The sequence below is a fragment of the Streptomyces sp. ISL-87 genome, assembly GCF_018614095.1.
Taxonomy (GTDB): domain Bacteria; phylum Actinomycetota; class Actinomycetes; order Streptomycetales; family Streptomycetaceae; genus Streptomyces.
In genome coordinates this window covers 59,309-73,924 of record NZ_JAGGOY010000008.1, presented here as the reverse complement: position 1 = coordinate 73,924, position 14,616 = coordinate 59,309, and the positions used below count along the sequence as shown (strand labels likewise).

The window sequence follows — 14,616 nt, the reverse complement described above, 5'->3', positions numbered from 1 at the left end:
ACACCCTGTCACGCGGGGGTCGTGGGTGACGGGTGCGCAAAACGGGACGTCAGCGCCCTAGTTGTGACAGAACCTTTCGCGGCCTGTTTGTGATGATCGCTTCCACGCCCAGATCAGCGCAGAGCTGAACGTCTTCTGGCTCATTTACGGTCCACACGTGTACGGAGTACCCCGCGGCCTGGAGCTTGCGGATGTAGCCGGGGTGGTTGCGGACGATCCGGATCCCGGGCCCGGCGATCTCCACTCCGGCGGGCAGCCGGCCGTCCCGCATCCGGGGCGAGATGAACTGCATCAGGTACACGGTCGGGACCGTCGGGGCGGCCGCCCGGATCCGGTGCAGGGAGCGCGCCGAGAAGCTCATGACCCGGACCGGATGCGGGCCCTCGGGGGGCGGGGCGTCCACGCCGAAGCGCTTGAGGAGGAAGAGGAGCCGCTCCTCCACCTGTCCGGCCCAGCGGGTGGGGTGCTTCGTCTCGATCGCGAGCTGCACCGGGCGCCCGGCGTCGGAGACCAGCTCCAGCAGGCGCTCCAGGGTGAGCACGGAGGTGCGCTCGGGGTCCGAGTCCCAGTCGGGGGACTCCTCGAGGTCCTTCCAGGAGCCGAAGTCGAGCGCCGCGAGATCGGCCAGCTCCAGGGCGGACACGGCGCCGCGCCCGTTGGACGTGCGGTTCACCCGGCGGTCGTGGACCAGGACCAGATGGCCGTCCGCCGTGAGCCGGACATCGCATTCGAGGGCGTCGGCGCCGTCCTCGATGGCCTTGCGGTAAGCGGCCAGGGTGTGCTCGGGGGCATCCTCCGAGGCGCCGCGGTGGGCGACGACTTGGATGGGGCGCGGCATTGCGAGGGTCACCGGGTCATGGTGCCACCGAGCAGGCGCCGGGCGTCGGGGAGGACCCTGGGGATGCGTCCGAAATGCCGGGGATAAAGGATGGGGGGAGACGCACAGGTCCGGCTTACAGTGCTCTGACGGGTCATGGGAAAGGCTTTGCCCAGGAACTTGTGCGGCATGTCGAACGTTCAGTCGGACCGGTATCGCCAGTAACGCCAGATTTTCAGAAGCCGTGTGTGTGACGAGGAGAGAGCGCTGTGAGCACCGAGAACGAGGGCACCGCGGCCCCGACACCCCCCGCGGCCCCGTCCGCACCCCCCGTGCCGGTGGCCGCTCCCACACCGGACCCGGTCGAGGCCCCGGCCCAGGCCCCGGCTCCGGTCCAGGACCAGGCTCCGGCCGCTGCGCCGGCGCCCGCGCCGGGGACCGCGCCTGCCGCCGCTGAGCCGGTGACCCAGCAGATCCCGCCGGCGCCCGCTCCGGGCACCGGGCACACCCAGCAGATCCCCCCGGCCCCGGCCTACGGCCAGGCACCGGCGCATCAGGCTCAGGGCCCGGCCCCGACCCCTCCCCCCGGTCCGGCCGCTGCCGCGTACGGCGCCGAGGGCTGGCCTCCGCCCCCGCCCGCCGTCCCGGCGTACGGTGCGGGTGGCGGCCACGGCGGCGCCGTCTGGGGCGCGCACCTGACCGATGGGGCCCAGGCGCCGAAGCCGAAGGGCAGGGGCGGCCTGATCGCGGCCGTGCTCGCGGCGGCCCTCCTCGCGGGCGGCATCGGCGGCGGGGTCGGCTACTGGGCCGCCGAGCGCAACGACAACGGCAGCGCCACCGGCTCGACCACGATCAGCGCGGGCAACACCCCCAAGGACATCAAGCGCGAGGCCGGCTCGATCGCGGGCCTGGCCGCCGGCGCGCTGCCCAGCGTCGTCACCATCGAGGCCTCGGCCGGCGACGGCGAGGGCGGCACCGGCACCGGCTTCGTCTACGACCAGCAGGGCCACATCCTCACCAACAACCACGTGGTGGCCTCCGCCGCGAACGGCGGCAAGCTGTCCGCGACCTTCTCCGACGGCAAGAAGTACGAGGCCGAGGTGGTCGGCCGGGCCCAGGGCTACGACGTGGCCGTGCTCAAGCTGAAGAACCCGCCCTCCGGCCTCAAGCCGCTGCCGCTCGGTGACTCCGACAAGGTCGCGGTCGGCGACTCGACCATCGCGATCGGTGCGCCGTTCGGCCTGTCCAACACGGTCACGACCGGCATCGTCAGCGCCAAGAACCGCCCGGTGGCCTCCGGTGACGGCTCCGGGAGCAAGAACTCGTACATGAGCGCGCTGCAGACGGACGCCTCGATCAACCCCGGCAACTCCGGCGGCCCGCTGCTCGACGGCCGCGGCGCGGTCATCGGCATCAACTCCGCCATCCAGTCGGCCGGCAATGGCGGCTTCGGCGGCGGCCAGGCCGGCTCCATCGGCCTCGGCTTCGCGATCCCGATCAACCAGGCGAAGAACGTCGCCGAGTCGCTCATCAAGACGGGCAAGCCGGTCTACCCGGTGATCTCGGTCTCCGTGGACATCCAGTCCAAGGCTGACGGCGCGAAGATCTCCGATCAGGGCGCCCCCGCGAACGAGCTGGTCGACCCGAACGGCCCGGCCGGCAAGGCGGGCCTCAAGCCCGGTGACGTGATCACCCAGTTCGGCGGCAAGGGGATCGACAGCGGCCCGACCCTGATCAGCGAGATCTGGACGCACAAGCCGGGCGATGTCGTGAAGCTGACCTACGTTCGCGACGGCAAGCCGACCACGGTCGACATCACGCTCGGCTCGCGGACCGGCGACAAGTCGTAGCAGCTCGTCAGTCAGTGGCCAATGACCTGCCGGCCTCGGCGAATTGATGGCTTGATGGCGAGGGGCCGTGGGCGCGATTGTGCCTACGGCCCCTCCCAACGTCCGCTTATGCTTCCGTTGTGTTCGATTCGCGGCACATACGGACTTTCCACGAGGTGGTCGCCTCGGGGTCCTACTCGGCGGCCGCCCGCGTCCTGGGGTACACCCAGCCCGCGATCACCCAGCAGATGAAGGCGCTTGAACGCGCCGTCGGTACCCCGCTGTTCACCCGCGTGGGCCGGAAGATGCAGCTCACCGAGGCCGGAGAGTCCCTGGCCCGGCACGCCGAGTCGATCCTGGGCAGCCTCTCCGCCGCCGAGGCCCAGCTGAAGGCGTACGCGCGACTGCGCACCGGCCGGGTCCGGCTCTGCGGATTCCCCAGCGTCAACGTCACCCTCGTCCCGGAAGCGCTCAGCGGCCTCGCCAAGGAGCATCCGGGCGTACAGGTCGAGCTGCTGGAGGGGGAGCCCCCGGAGTCGCTGCGGCGGCTGGAGCGCGGGGAGTGCGACATCACCCTGGCCTTCACCTACCCCGGGCTGCATGAGGAGATCCCGGACGAGGTCGCGGAGGTAAGGCTGCTGGAGGACCAACTGACGGTGCTCCTGCCGACCGGGCACCCTCTGGCCCGGCGCCGGGCCGTGCACCTGGCCGACCTCGCCGAGGAGCGGTGGATCGCGGGCTGCCCGCGCTGCCAGGCGAACCTGCTGCACGAGTGCGCCGAGCTGGGGTTCGTCCCTGACATCCGGTTCGCCACCGATGACAACCTGGTGGTGCAGAGCCTGGTCGCACAGGGCCTCGGTGTGGCCATGATGCCCGCCCTGGTGTTGCCCTCCCTCTCGCTGAGCCGGGTGTGCGGGCGGGCGCTGCACCCGGCCGCGCGCCGCCACATCGCCGCGTACGTGTACCGCGACCATCTGCGGATCCCGGCGACGGCCGTGGTGCTGGACGAGCTGAAGCGGGTGGCGTCGAACCGGATCGGCTGCTGACCGGAGCACCGACGGCTGCCCGCACCGGTTGCGCTGGACCCAACCCATAAGCGGGGCTTGGCATTTCGGGTAGAAACTGTCGTTGGACGTGATGGATGGGCTGCCGGACGCTGCCCGTATGACCACCACCACGCCGGCCCGTACGACCGCGAGGATGGCCGCCCTCGTCAGTGAGATCCGCACGGTCGTGGACCGGGGTCACGCCCCCGACCTGACCGCCTACCTGGTCGGTGAGCGCGTTGCCCCGCATCTGGGCACGCCCGATCTGCTCACTCCCGAGCAGCGACTGGGGGACCCGGGCCGGTACCGGCAGCACATACTGCACGCCGAGCCGGACGGCAGCTTCTCGGTGGTGGCGCTCGTGTGGCTGCCCGGACAGGAGACCGCGATCCACGACCATGTCTCCTGGTGCGTGGCCGGGGTGCACGAGGGCGAGGAGAGCGAGCTCCGCTACCGGCTGGCCCCGGCCACCGCTGCGGCGGGCGCCCGGCTGGTGGCGACCGAGGAGGTGGTCAACGGTCCTGGTGACGTCTGCGGGTTCGCCCCGCCCGGCGATATCCACAAAGTCCGCAACTCCTGTCGTACGACGGCAATTTCCCTTCACGTGTACGGCGCCGACGTCGCCCGCCTGGGCAGCAGTGTCCGTCGCGTCTACACGCTCCCCACCGACTGATGGCCCTGCTGAACCGCCCGGCCCACCGGTCGGTGCGGGTGCGCCGTGTTTCACGTGAAACATCCCCGGGCGGCCATGTTTCACGTGAAACATCCAGCTCCTGGCCCGGGTTGGGGATGGCGGTCGCCGGCGCCTTCACTGCGTGGTGCGTCCACCGGCTGCTGCCGACGGTGCCGATGCTGACCGCATCGGTCGTCCTGGGTATCGCGGTAGCCCATCTCCCCGGCATGCGGACCTTCGTACGCGGAACCGCGCGCCCGGGGCTCTCCCTGGCCGGCCGACGGCTGATGCGGCTCGGCATCGTCCTGCTCGGCCTCGGCCTGGGGCTGGACCAGGTGCTCCGGCTCGGCTGGGCAACGGTGGCGATGGTGGTCGGAGTCGTCGCGGCCACCTTCCTCGGCACCCTCTGGCTGGGACGCCGGCTCGGACTGCCGGGAGACCAGCCCCTGTTGATCGCCACCGGGTATTCGATCTGCGGTGCATCGGCGATCGGCGCGGTGAGCGAGGTGTCCGGCAGCGACGAGGAGGACGTTGCGTCCTCCGTGGCGCTGGTGACCCTGTGCGGGACCCTGGCCATCGCCGTGCTCCCCCTCTTCCAGGGGCCGCTGGGGCTCTCCGACCCGGCCTTCGGGCGTTGGGTCGGCGCGAGCGTCCACGATGTCGGCCAGGTCGTCGCCACGGCCCAGACGGCGGGCCCGGGGGCCCTCGGCGAGGCCGTGCTGGTCAAGCTGATGCGGGTGGCCCTGCTGGCCCCGCTGGTGGCTGCCGTGGCCTTCTCGGTACGGGCCCGCAGGCGCGGCGTGCGCACGAGCTCGGGACGCCGCCCGGCTCCTGTGCCGCTGTTCGTGGCCGGGTTCCTGGCGGCGGCCGGGCTGCGGGCCACCGGCGTACTGCCCGACGTAGCGCTGGAGTGGGCGCACACCGCGCAGGAGGCCCTGCTGGCGGCGGCCCTGTTCGGCCTCGGGAGCGCGGTGCACCTGCCGACCCTGGCCCGGACCGGAGGGCGGGCCGCGGTGCTGGGCCTCGGGGCGTGGGTGGTGGTGGCCGGGGTTTCGTACGCGGGCGTGCTGCTTACCGTATGACGGCTGGAGGGAGGGGAGTTGGCCAATTGCTGGCCGGAACCGACCGAACGCTCTGACTGTCCCCTGACATCTCGCGCCGTGCGTGGGAACCTGCCTCCGATCCGCACCGACAGCTCTTCACCCCCACCCTGCCCCGGGCCGGCCGACCGGTCGGGGCACGGCAGAAGGAGTCATGCGTGAATCGTCATCGCACAGCAGCAGTATCGGGCCTCTTGGCGGCGGGTGCCCTGATCGCGGGCGCGCTGATGGGGGCCACCCCCTCGGCCGCGGCCTCCTCGGACACCCCGGCCCCCCTGTCGTCGTTCAGCCAACAGCACACCCAGGGCTTCTGGACCGCCGAGCGGATGCGCAACGCCACCCCGCTGGACATCACGGCGGCCCCGCGAACCGCAGGCACCGCGGCCACCCCGACAGCCCGCCCCACCTCCATCCCCCCAACCTCCCCCACGGCCTCCTCCACCGCCTCCCCCACGGCCTCCTCCACCGCCTCCCCCACGGCGTTCCCGCAGCCGGGCGGTGCCTGGACGGGCGGCGGCGCGATCGTGAAGACCTCCGGCCGGGTCTTCTTCACCATGGGCGACCGGACGGCATCCTGCTCCGGCGACTCCATCACCAGCGCCAACGGCAGCACGGTGATCACCGCCGGCCACTGCGTGAAGTACCAGGGCGCATGGCACACCAACTGGGTCTTCGTCCCCGCGTACAACAACGGCAACGCGCCCTACGGCCAGTGGTCGGCGACCAAAACCTTCGCGACCGACCAGTGGGCGGCCAGCGAGGACATGAACATGGACGTCGGCCTCGCCGTCGTCGCCCCGCTGAACGGCCAGAAGCTCAGCCAGGTCGTCGGCGCCCAGGGCATCCTGTTCAACGGTGGCTACAACAAGCAGATGTACTCCTTCGGCTTCCCGGCAGCCTCTCCGTACGACGGCACCAAGCTCGTCTACTGCAGCGGCAACACCGGCAAGGACTTCCTGCTGACCAAGGACCACAGCCTGGCCTGCAACATGACCGGCGGCTCCAGCGGCGGCCCCTGGCTCCAGGACTTCAGCGAGACCACCGGCCTGGGCACCCAGGTCTCGGTGAACAGCTTCGGCTACAACTTCCTGCCCAACCGGATGTACGGCCCGTACTTCGGCAACGAGGCGAAGGCGGCCTACGACAAGGCCCAGACCGCCTGACCCCGACCCGCGCGCCAGACAAAAACACCAGCCCCGCCCACCCCCGCCGCCCGGTACTCTGTACCGGCCAGGTGGGTTGCCCGAGCGGCCTAAGGGAACGGTCTTGAAAACCGTCGTGGCAGCGATGTCACCGTGGGTTCAAATCCCACACCCACCGCCAGGTCAGTGAAGTGGCAGGTCAGAGGGCGGGCACCCGTATCGGGTGCCCGCCCTCTCTGCTCACCCTGTCTCACCCCGAATCGCCCCTGTCACGCTGTTGACCAGCGCGTGTGGCCAACTTGTGGCCAGGAAGTCAGGCCCCTGCGGGGGTGTCATCCTCTGCCAGAGCCTGATCAATGAGCTGGTTCGACACCTGCTGCTGGCCTCGCAGGATCTTCGCGTAGAACTTCCAGAGGACGGCCACGCTGTGGCCGGCCCGGCGGGCCACTTCCACCGGGTCGACGCCCGCTTTGATCCACAGCGAGACGCCGGCATGCCGCAGGGAGTAGGGGACCTCTGCGAGCGGCGTATTCACATCCGCTGCGGGCAGCGCCTTCTCCCGCGCTTCGTCCCATACGCGGGTGTATTCGTTGGAGCCGACCCGGCCGCCTTCCACCGCACGGAACAGCCGACCATCGGTAGCCATCCCTTCGCGCTCCAGGTGGCTCCGGAGTAGCTGTACGAGCGCCGGCGGCACGGGCACCGACCGGCTGGCCTTGCGCGCCCGCCGCTTGAGCCCCCGATCGTCGTAGGGCGTTCCGCCGTCCGTCCAACCCGCCCCAACCTCAGGGCGGCTTCGGCGCAGCACCAGCTCCCCCCAGCCCGTGGACGGCAACTTGCAGTCGCCCTTGGCGAGGGCTGCCACTTCAGACGGGCGCATCGCGGCGTAGTACATGCACCCGAAGAACGCGTGGAGGTGCTCGCCGCGGCTGCCCTGGGCCTGGACGGCGTCCAGGAGCCGACGGGTCAGCTCGGGCCCGGGAACGTACTGGAAGTCCACTTCGTCGTCGGTCTGCGGAGGGTCCCAGTCGACCTTGGGCAGCGGATTCGCGGGCAGGGTGTCGCATTCGACGGCGTACCGGAGGGCGTTGCTCAGGACGGCGCGCTTACGCCGGATCGTGTTGTCCGCCGCGCGTTTCCCATTGAGACGCTGGGAGATGGCGGCAAGAGCGCGGCGAAGGTTCTCAGCCTCCGCGACCTCGGACACACGGAGGGAATGGCTGGCCATCCACTCCAGAGCCTGGGCTGCGGGCGCCGGCGGCGGTTCGGCCTTCATGCGGGGGACGGCGTTCCCCTGAGGGTCCAACGTCATCTGGAAGGCCCATGACCGCAAGGCCAGCCGCAGCACCTTCGGGTCGGGAGCCGACTTTCCGCTCGTGACGAGGGCCATGGTCACGTTCGTCATCGCCTCAGCGATGCCGACTCGGTGCTTGGCCGCAGCGCCCGGCCACTTCATACAGGCGTAGGCCCTGGCGTGCTCGAACCAGGTGGGCGACTTGAGCTGACGAAGCTCGGAAACCGGCAGCCCGGACGACACGTCAAACTGCTCACCCTTGCGAACGGCCTCCATGAGCTGAGCACGTCGACCATCGGCCAGAGTCTTGGTCAGGAACGGGGCCTGGTGCTCCTCGCCACCCACGATCCATCGGAGTTGGTAGGGGGCGCTCTTGCTCTGGCGGGTCCGGATGCCCCAGATCCGTACGTCGTAGCTGTACAAGTCGACTCCGTTCAAGGGAAAGGGCCCCAGCCAGGGTGGCTGGGGCCCGTGACGCCGGGATTGGCTATGCGGCCGATGCCTCGCAGCCAGCCAGCCAGTCATCAAGGTCGGCCCGCCGGACACGGAGCTGACCGTTCGGGAGCTTGAAGAGGCGGGGCGCGTTGCCCCGAGCGCGCAGCCGGTAGAAGGCGGCACGGCTCATGTCGATCTCGGTGAGGACTTCCGCGAGCTTGAGCATCTGGGGGCGGGCCATGAGTTCCACTCCTTGGCTTGCGGTGTGCTGGGTTGTCAGGTGGGTTGTGCTGTCCGAAGGGCGGGATTCTGCGTCACCGCGTCACCCGCGTCACTCGTGCTGCCTGACCTGCGGCTTTCCGGTGACGCTGACTGTCGGGGGGTGCGTCACCGGGCGGGGTGGTCTCCGTCATCGGTGACGCGGGTGACGCGGGGTGACGCAGCTCCGGCCGTCCTGCGTCACCGGGGAAACCGCAGGTCATAGATCGTTTCTGACCCCCCGGTGACGCGGATGACGCAGGATCCCTTTCCTTCGGACAAGAAGGGCGGGTGTCTGTCGTAGTGCGCCAGGTCCAAAGCGAGAAGAAGGGGCCGCTGCGCGGCACGACCTTTGCAGCGGCGGCAAGCCGCCGGATAGGCAAGAGGAGCACCCCGCGCCTTGGCCGGGGGTGCTCCTCTTGCTTGTGCCCGCGGCCCGGGATGCCCTGGGCTAGAACGCTTCCTGCTGCTCTGGCGCGGTCGGGGTGGGTCGGGTCATCTCGATGTAGCGGGCCGTCTTGGTACGGCCCCAGTCGACGAGGACTCCCCGTGCGGCGAGGGTGGGCTGCAGTCGCTTGAGACGGTCGGAGAGGACCTTCCCGGTGGTGGGCCACCCCTTGGGCAGGGGGCGGAAGTCCTCTCCGGTATAGAGCTGGGTGAGGGCGTGCAGCCATTCCGCCGAGGTCATACGAGCCCCCTCACCGGCTTCGAGGGTGGCGGCGTGCTTCAGCGCGGTTTGGGCGAGCAGGTCGCCTTCGATGACGTCGTCGTTGAGTTCATCCAGGCTGGCCCGGTAGGCGGCGAGCGCTCCCAGGCCGGTCGCAGCATCGAGCTGCGCGCACAGGTGAGCGAAGTCGGCCATCCTCAGATCCGTGGGGATGTCGGCCTCGGCGGCGCGGACCTTGACGGTGAGGTCGAGCAGGGACCCCAGGGTGACCGGCAGGACCTCTTCGAACTCCCGCCACAGCTCCGCCTCCGTCCGCCGGACGGTGGGGCGCTCCAGGCGGAGCGGGAGGAGCCGCTCGGCAAGGTCGGGGCGGATGACGCCCACGTCGATACCGGTCAGCAGGAGAGGCCGGCGGTAGCGGGCACGGACGACGTCGCCGTCGGTGTAGAGGGCACGCTTGATGGTCTCGGCTCCGGTGACGATGCAGCACATGAGGTCGGACAGGTCCGGGGCGAGGTGGGAGAGGTTGTCGAGGGCGGTGACCCATCCGGCGGCGACGGCCGCGATCAGGTTCTCTTCGTCTTTCGGGGCGCGGCGCAGATCGCCGCTCATGCCCTCGATGATCCGCACGAGCATCCTTCCGCCGGTGGACTTGCCGGCGCCCTGGGGGCCGGTGAGGAACGGGGCGGGGACGGGCACGGACGGCCCGAGGCACCCGATCAGCCACGCGACGGCCAGGCACTCGGTCTCGGCGTTGGCGAAGTTGCACAGCCGCAGGAGCAGGTCGATGCCCTTTCCGTCGGTGTCCTTGGCAGGGAGCGGGAGTTCTCCGGTGAGCTGGGTGCGCCGCCAGCAGACCTCTTCCGGCTGGGGCGTGAGGATGTCCCAGCCGGTGGGGTGGATGCGTACGGACTGCCCGTCGTTGCGGCCCAGGTCGAGCCAGGTCGCGCCGTCGAAGCCCGGCGCGACGCGGATGTGTACGGGCTGAACGTCCTTGGTCAGGGCCAGGGCTTCGATGAGGTCGAGGGCTTCCTTGAGCGCGGTGCCGTTGAACACGCCGTGTCCGTTCTCGTAGAGGCCGACCATGAGCTCCTGGCGGTGGCTGCCGGACGTGCCCTGGGAGCGGATCGGGCGCGCGACGGGGTGGCCGTTCTTCTGCGCGTACACGGTCCCGTCGGCGGTGCGGAAGTACCGGAAGTTGTCCTGCGCGTAGCCGGTGATGACCTCGCGGCCCGAACTCTTCTCGTCGTCGGACATCACAGCCCCAATGCGGTGCGCGCGTTGGCCCACGCGGCGGTGCAGTGCCGGGTGGATTCGCCCTTGGCGTGCGCGGCGGTGAAGAGCCGCTCGACGTGGGTTTCGGTGAGGCAGCCGCACCGGCCGTGGGTGGACAGGACCGCGAGGAACACCCGGTACACGTTGCTGTGGATCGCGCTCTGGGCGGCGGTGATGGACTGCTCGGCCATGGCGATACCGCGTTCCAGGAAGGCGGGGGTGCGGTGACGGCACTGCCCGCCGTCGGCCACCGTGGGAACGCTGATCGCGTGGGACACGGGGCGGGACGCGGACTCCTTCACGGCCAGCGCGCGGACGATGTCCGGGAGGGCGACGATCGGGCCGGTGCCGGGGCCGTACCAGCGGGCGTACGACATGGAGGACTTGATGTCGACGCCGGGCCGGACCCCGTTGGTGGACTGCATGGCGCCCCTGTAGAGCCAGTGCTCCCCGCGCGTCGTGGCCACGGCCTTCGTGGCGGGGAGGTTCTGGTGGGCCCAGGCCACGGCGTCGGGGTTGTCGAGGTCCACGACGGTGAGGCGGGCGCCGCCGGGGTGATAGGCGATGGCTCCGGCCTGGCGCCAGGCGGTGGCCCAGGCCGGGGAGGTGAGGACGCCGCGGTCGGTGGTGGCGGCGGCCCAGCCGTGGCACGGGGCCGGGCACTGGCACGGCCCGGCCGCCTTCATGTGCGGCCGGTCCCCGCAGGCACTGCCGGAGCAGGCCGGGCAGTTCCCGACGGGGAGCTTGCCCTCCCGCAAGGGCAGCACGGGCAGGCCGATCTCAGCGAGCCAGAGTGCGGTCCGCAGACGGAGCCGGTGCTCTCGCCAATTGTCGGTGGGTTGGGTCATGCTGGTCTCTCCAGTTCTTGTGGGTTCTGGATGAGGGCGGCCCCGGTCATTGGCGTGAGGGGGCCGCCTTCGGCGTTCTTAGAACGGGGGCTCGTCGCCGGTGTCCCAGGGGTCGGCAGCGGTCCGGCGGCGGGGCAGGTGCGGGAGCGGGAGCACGGTCCAGTGCTGTTCCTCGTTCCAGCAGGTGCAGGGGTCCCATTCGGTGCCGGCGTACTCACCGGTCTCGTGGTCGCCGTAGTCGTAGCTACGACCGCCCTCGCCCTGGCAGCGGGGGCAGGTGGGCCGGGGCGTGTCGGTCAGGATCAGGGCCGGGCGGGGCCAGGTGGTCCGGCGGATTCGGAGCCGGGGCATGTGCTGTCTCCCTACAGGTTGGGGATGGCGGCGACGATGGCGTTGGCCATCTCGTTGATGGGGCCGGCGGCGCCGGTGGAGGCGAGGAAGAACCCGAATCCGGCGGCGACGAACGCGCTGCCTGCGCTGAGGCTGTGGGAGCGCAGGAGGAAGTACAGGACGAGTCCGAAGAGCGCGACGAGCGAGACGGTGATGGCCATGCCGGAATCTCCTTTGACGTGCACGGGGAAGGTTGCGAGGCTGCGCGTACTTCGGGTGCTGACAAGCTCGGGGGTGTACCGGTGGCCGTGTCCGCCTAGCTCCACCATCGGAGCGGGGTCCGCCTTATGGCGTGCGGCCACCGGCCTTGCTGTCCGGGGTCAGCGGGTGCCGGCGCGGTGGATCTCCCGGCTCTGGTTGCGCAGGCGGCGCCCAACGCGCAGGCGCTTGCCCTGGCCCTTGCAGCGGTGGCAGGGCTTGACCCGCTTGACCTTCCCGGCGCGGTTGAGGGTGAGCTTGGCGCCGATGCCGTCGCACTTGCGGCAGGTCCCGAACGGGCTGGCCATGCACAACAGGGTGTAACCGGCGAGTGTGGCGAGGATGAGGGCGCTAGCGATGAGCATGCGGGTCTACTCCCAGCGTTGGGGCGGTTTCCGGGGCTTTTCGCAGGTGGGCCGCTAGACACTAGATCGCTGATCAGGTGCCTGATCTGGTGCTAGTGGAGGTGCTAGACCTAGCAGCGGCGGGTGCTAGGTCTAGCAGCGGTTCTAGGGTCAGGCGGCGGCCCGATCGGCGTCACGGCGAGTGATTGCGGCGGTGATGTCGGAGCGCTTGATGCCGCGCCGGTTCTTGCCCTCGCCTTCGTCGTCCTGGCCCCAGACCTGTCCGGGCTTGATGCCCCAGGGCTTGAGCGCGGCGGTGACGTTCTCGCCCTTCCACCCCGCATACGCGTCGGGCCGGAGCCCGGTGAGGCGGGCGGCGATCCGCTCACACCAGACCGCCTCCTCATCGGCCGGGATGACCGCGAGGGTGTCGGCGAGGATGTCGAGTCCGGCGGTTGCTTCGGGGCCCTTGCCGATGGCGTGGCCGGTGACGTTGCCGTACTCCTCGCGCATCGTGCGGGCCCGGCCAACGACCTGCTCGGCGGCGACCGCGTCGACGAAAGCGGAAGCGACGATGCGGGGATCATCGCCCTCGCCGGCCATCCAGCAGATGCCGCGGTCGGAGCGGGAGAACATCGTGGCCCGGTACCCGGCCTTGTACATCGACGTACCCAGGATCATGTCGTTGGCGGGCTGGCCCATGACCTTCAGCGCGAACCGCAGCACGGCGTTCGCGGAGATGCCGGTGGGGAGGGACCTGGCGTCGGGGCGCTGGGTGCCGAACATGCCGACGATGCCGAGGGCGGGGCCGCGCTTGGTGATGTCGGTGCAGATGTCCTCGATCTCCCCCCCGTACTTCTCGTGCTCGAACGGCACCTGGCACTCATCCAGGCCGACGACGATCGGGTGCAGGCCAAGGGTCTTGTCGCTGGCCAGATCCGGGGTCACCTTCGACTCCGGGCACCGGCTGCGCGGCAGGGACTTGATGACCTTCGCCCGGCGCCGCAGTTCGTCCTTCAGCTCCCGCAGGGCTTGAACGACGTACTCGATGTCCTCGTCTTCCTCGCCGGCCCGGTAGCGGTGGCAGACCGGCTCGAGTGCGGAGAAGTCGCCGGTTCCCTTGAAGTCGAACGCGTAGATGGCGGCGCGCGGGTCGAGGGCGGCGATGAGCAGGAGCAGCCGCATGAGGAAGGTCTTGCCCATGCGGGGGATCGACCCGACAACGACGGCGGCGAACATGAGGGTGACGGATACGTCGCGCATGCGCTGGTCGTTGCCGAACACGACGGGCTTGAACAGGTCCACCTGCCCGGACTTCAGGAGCGGCCAGGCGGGCTTGGTGGTCTCGTTCATCGGCTTATCCCCGACCCACAGGACGAGTCGTCCTTCGTGCTCGGTGGGGTCGGGGGCGGGCCAGACGCATCCGACCTTGCGGCGCAGGCCGGAGGCGAGGGGCTTGCGGGCCTCCATGATGTCCTCCGGCGTGACGCCGTATGGGAGGTCGAGGTCGGCGCGGTAGCCGGGCCCGTCGCGGACGATTTCCGAGGTGAAGCGGAGACCGTTCATGTCCCCGCCCTTCTTGATGGCGGCGGAGATCTTCGCGTTGCCGATGCTGTCCAGACCACGCAGCACGATCGAGCCGGTCATCTTCTGCAGCTCGGTCTTCAAGACGGCCGGGCCGATGACGGGGGCGTCGGGCTGCTGACCGGCGAAGCCCAGGAGGAGGATCCCGCCAGCGGCGAACGCGTACAGGAAGGCCGGGGCGAGGACGTAGAGCCACAGGGCGAATCCGAGCCCGAACACGGCGGCGACGAGGGTGACCAGGCCGCGCAGACGGATGCGGCCCTGGCGGAGCCGGGCGAGGCGCATGTACTCCTCGACGTCCTCGGTGCGGACGGCGAAGTCCCGCAGCGGGGCCGCCTCGCGGTCCCACACCCACCGGTTGGTGGAGGCGATGAACCGGCACGCGCCCCGCGGCGACATCAGCGCGAGGCGGCCTGCGTAGACGGGCATCCGGACGCCGTGGAACAGGGTGGCGTAGCCGAGGTTCGCGCCGGCGTGCCGGGCGGTGGCGGCGAAGTCCCGGCGGTTGGTGAGCCAGCTGGCGAGGACGGGCTTGCGCTTCTCGTCGCGGACCTTGGGGTCGGGCAGGTCCGGGTTGTCGACCATGGTCGGTATCACCGGCTCCACGTCCTCGTCCGGGACGGCCCAGAGGTGCGTGCTCGGGGAATCGGTCATGCTGAGAACTCCTGCTCTCGCTGACAAGCGGGGGTGGGTAGGGCCCGGGGCGGCCTGATTCC

Annotated in this window: 14 protein-coding genes and 1 tRNA gene; 6 read left to right on the top strand and 9 right to left on the bottom strand. The window is 70.4% G+C overall.

Annotated elements, in window-relative coordinates:
- Nucleotides 1–49: 49 nt before the first annotated feature.
- Nucleotides 50–838 carry a glycerophosphodiester phosphodiesterase gene (locus J7I97_RS02620; RefSeq protein ID WP_214930815.1) on the bottom strand — a complete coding sequence of 263 codons (789 nt, stop codon included), beginning with the start codon at nucleotides 836–838 and terminating at the stop codon, nucleotides 50–52.
- Nucleotides 839–1,086: 248 nt separating this feature from the next.
- Here J7I97_RS02620 and J7I97_RS02615 point away from each other — a divergent pair, with 248 nt between their 5' ends.
- From J7I97_RS02615 to J7I97_RS02590, 6 genes are all read left to right on the top strand, one after another.
- Nucleotides 1,087–2,667 carry a S1C family serine protease gene (locus tag J7I97_RS02615; protein ID WP_214930689.1) on the top strand — a complete coding sequence of 527 codons (1,581 nt, stop codon included), beginning with the start codon at nucleotides 1,087–1,089 and terminating at the stop codon, nucleotides 2,665–2,667.
- A gap of 119 nt (nucleotides 2,668–2,786) precedes the next feature.
- Nucleotides 2,787–3,692: a LysR family transcriptional regulator gene (locus J7I97_RS02610; protein ID WP_214930688.1), complete on the top strand. Its 906-nt coding sequence runs from the start codon at nucleotides 2,787–2,789 to the stop codon at nucleotides 3,690–3,692.
- A 118-nt stretch (nucleotides 3,693–3,810) separates the two neighbouring features.
- Nucleotides 3,811–4,365: a cysteine dioxygenase family protein gene (locus tag J7I97_RS02605; RefSeq protein ID WP_214930687.1), complete on the top strand. Its 555-nt coding sequence runs from the start codon at nucleotides 3,811–3,813 to the stop codon at nucleotides 4,363–4,365.
- Nucleotides 4,365–5,447 carry a putative sulfate exporter family transporter gene (locus tag J7I97_RS02600; RefSeq protein ID WP_214930686.1) on the top strand — a complete coding sequence of 361 codons (1,083 nt, stop codon included), beginning with the start codon at nucleotides 4,365–4,367 and terminating at the stop codon, nucleotides 5,445–5,447. Before J7I97_RS02605 ends, J7I97_RS02600 begins: the two co-directional genes overlap by 1 nt.
- A 176-nt stretch (nucleotides 5,448–5,623) precedes the next feature.
- Nucleotides 5,624–6,628, top strand: a complete 1,005-nt coding sequence (locus J7I97_RS02595) for a serine protease (RefSeq protein ID WP_214930685.1) — start codon at nucleotides 5,624–5,626, stop codon at nucleotides 6,626–6,628.
- Between the two features lie 70 nt (nucleotides 6,629–6,698).
- Nucleotides 6,699–6,788: transfer RNA gene (locus tag J7I97_RS02590), tRNA-Ser, on the top strand.
- Between the two features lie 132 nt (nucleotides 6,789–6,920).
- Here J7I97_RS02590 and J7I97_RS02585 read toward each other — a convergent pair.
- From J7I97_RS02585 to J7I97_RS02550, 8 genes are all read right to left on the bottom strand, one after another.
- The gene (locus tag J7I97_RS02585) at nucleotides 6,921–8,246 is read right to left on the bottom strand and encodes a tyrosine-type recombinase/integrase (protein WP_308363363.1); all 1,326 of its coding nucleotides are present in this window, start codon (nucleotides 8,244–8,246) and stop codon (nucleotides 6,921–6,923) included.
- Nucleotides 8,247–8,388: 142 nt separating this feature from the next.
- Nucleotides 8,389–8,577 carry an AlpA family transcriptional regulator gene (locus J7I97_RS02580; protein ID WP_214930683.1) on the bottom strand — a complete coding sequence of 63 codons (189 nt, stop codon included), beginning with the start codon at nucleotides 8,575–8,577 and terminating at the stop codon, nucleotides 8,389–8,391.
- Between the two features lie 468 nt (nucleotides 8,578–9,045).
- A complete protein-coding gene (locus J7I97_RS02575) occupies nucleotides 9,046–10,518 on the bottom strand; it encodes an ATP-binding protein (RefSeq protein ID WP_214930681.1) in 1,473 nt (490 codons plus the stop codon).
- The gene (locus J7I97_RS02570; protein WP_214930679.1) at nucleotides 10,518–11,384 is read right to left on the bottom strand and encodes a bifunctional DNA primase/polymerase; all 867 of its coding nucleotides are present in this window, start codon (nucleotides 11,382–11,384) and stop codon (nucleotides 10,518–10,520) included. Before J7I97_RS02570 ends, J7I97_RS02575 begins: the two co-directional genes overlap by 1 nt.
- 78 nt (nucleotides 11,385–11,462) lie before the next feature.
- Nucleotides 11,463–11,735, bottom strand: coding sequence for a hypothetical protein (locus J7I97_RS02565; RefSeq protein WP_214930678.1), 273 nt, complete (start codon nucleotides 11,733–11,735; stop codon nucleotides 11,463–11,465).
- A gap of 11 nt (nucleotides 11,736–11,746) precedes the next feature.
- A complete protein-coding gene (locus J7I97_RS02560; protein ID WP_214930676.1) occupies nucleotides 11,747–11,935 on the bottom strand; it encodes a hypothetical protein in 189 nt (62 codons plus the stop codon).
- 159 nt (nucleotides 11,936–12,094) lie between these two features.
- Nucleotides 12,095–12,337, bottom strand: a complete 243-nt coding sequence (locus J7I97_RS02555) for a hypothetical protein (RefSeq protein ID WP_214930675.1) — start codon at nucleotides 12,335–12,337, stop codon at nucleotides 12,095–12,097.
- A gap of 150 nt (nucleotides 12,338–12,487) precedes the next feature.
- Nucleotides 12,488–14,554: an FtsK/SpoIIIE domain-containing protein gene (locus J7I97_RS02550; RefSeq protein ID WP_214930673.1), complete on the bottom strand. Its 2,067-nt coding sequence runs from the start codon at nucleotides 14,552–14,554 to the stop codon at nucleotides 12,488–12,490.
- Between the last annotated feature and the right edge of the window lie 62 nt (nucleotides 14,555–14,616).

Excerpts from the sequence above, each read along its gene's own strand:
- J7I97_RS02600 (WP_214930686.1), top strand. The coding sequence starts at position 4,365 with ATGGCCCTGCTGAACCGCCCGGCCCACCGGTCGGTGCGGGTGCGCCGT.
- J7I97_RS02605 (WP_214930687.1), top strand. The coding sequence starts at position 3,811 with ATGACCACCACCACGCCGGCCCGTACGACCGCGAGGATGGCCGCCCTC.
- J7I97_RS02560 (WP_214930676.1), bottom strand. The coding sequence starts at position 11,935 with ATGGCCATCACCGTCTCGCTCGTCGCGCTCTTCGGACTCGTCCTGTAC.
- J7I97_RS02620 (WP_214930815.1), bottom strand. The coding sequence starts at position 838 with ATGCCGCGCCCCATCCAAGTCGTCGCCCACCGCGGCGCCTCGGAGGAT.
- J7I97_RS02575 (WP_214930681.1), bottom strand. The coding sequence starts at position 10,518 with ATGTCCGACGACGAGAAGAGTTCGGGCCGCGAGGTCATCACCGGCTAC.
- J7I97_RS02580 (WP_214930683.1), bottom strand. The coding sequence starts at position 8,577 with ATGGCCCGCCCCCAGATGCTCAAGCTCGCGGAAGTCCTCACCGAGATC.
- J7I97_RS02565 (WP_214930678.1), bottom strand. The coding sequence starts at position 11,735 with ATGCCCCGGCTCCGAATCCGCCGGACCACCTGGCCCCGCCCGGCCCTG.
- J7I97_RS02555 (WP_214930675.1), bottom strand. The coding sequence starts at position 12,337 with ATGCTCATCGCTAGCGCCCTCATCCTCGCCACACTCGCCGGTTACACC.
- J7I97_RS02550 (WP_214930673.1), bottom strand. The coding sequence starts at position 14,554 with ATGACCGATTCCCCGAGCACGCACCTCTGGGCCGTCCCGGACGAGGAC.
- J7I97_RS02570 (WP_214930679.1), bottom strand. The coding sequence starts at position 11,384 with ATGACCCAACCCACCGACAATTGGCGAGAGCACCGGCTCCGTCTGCGG.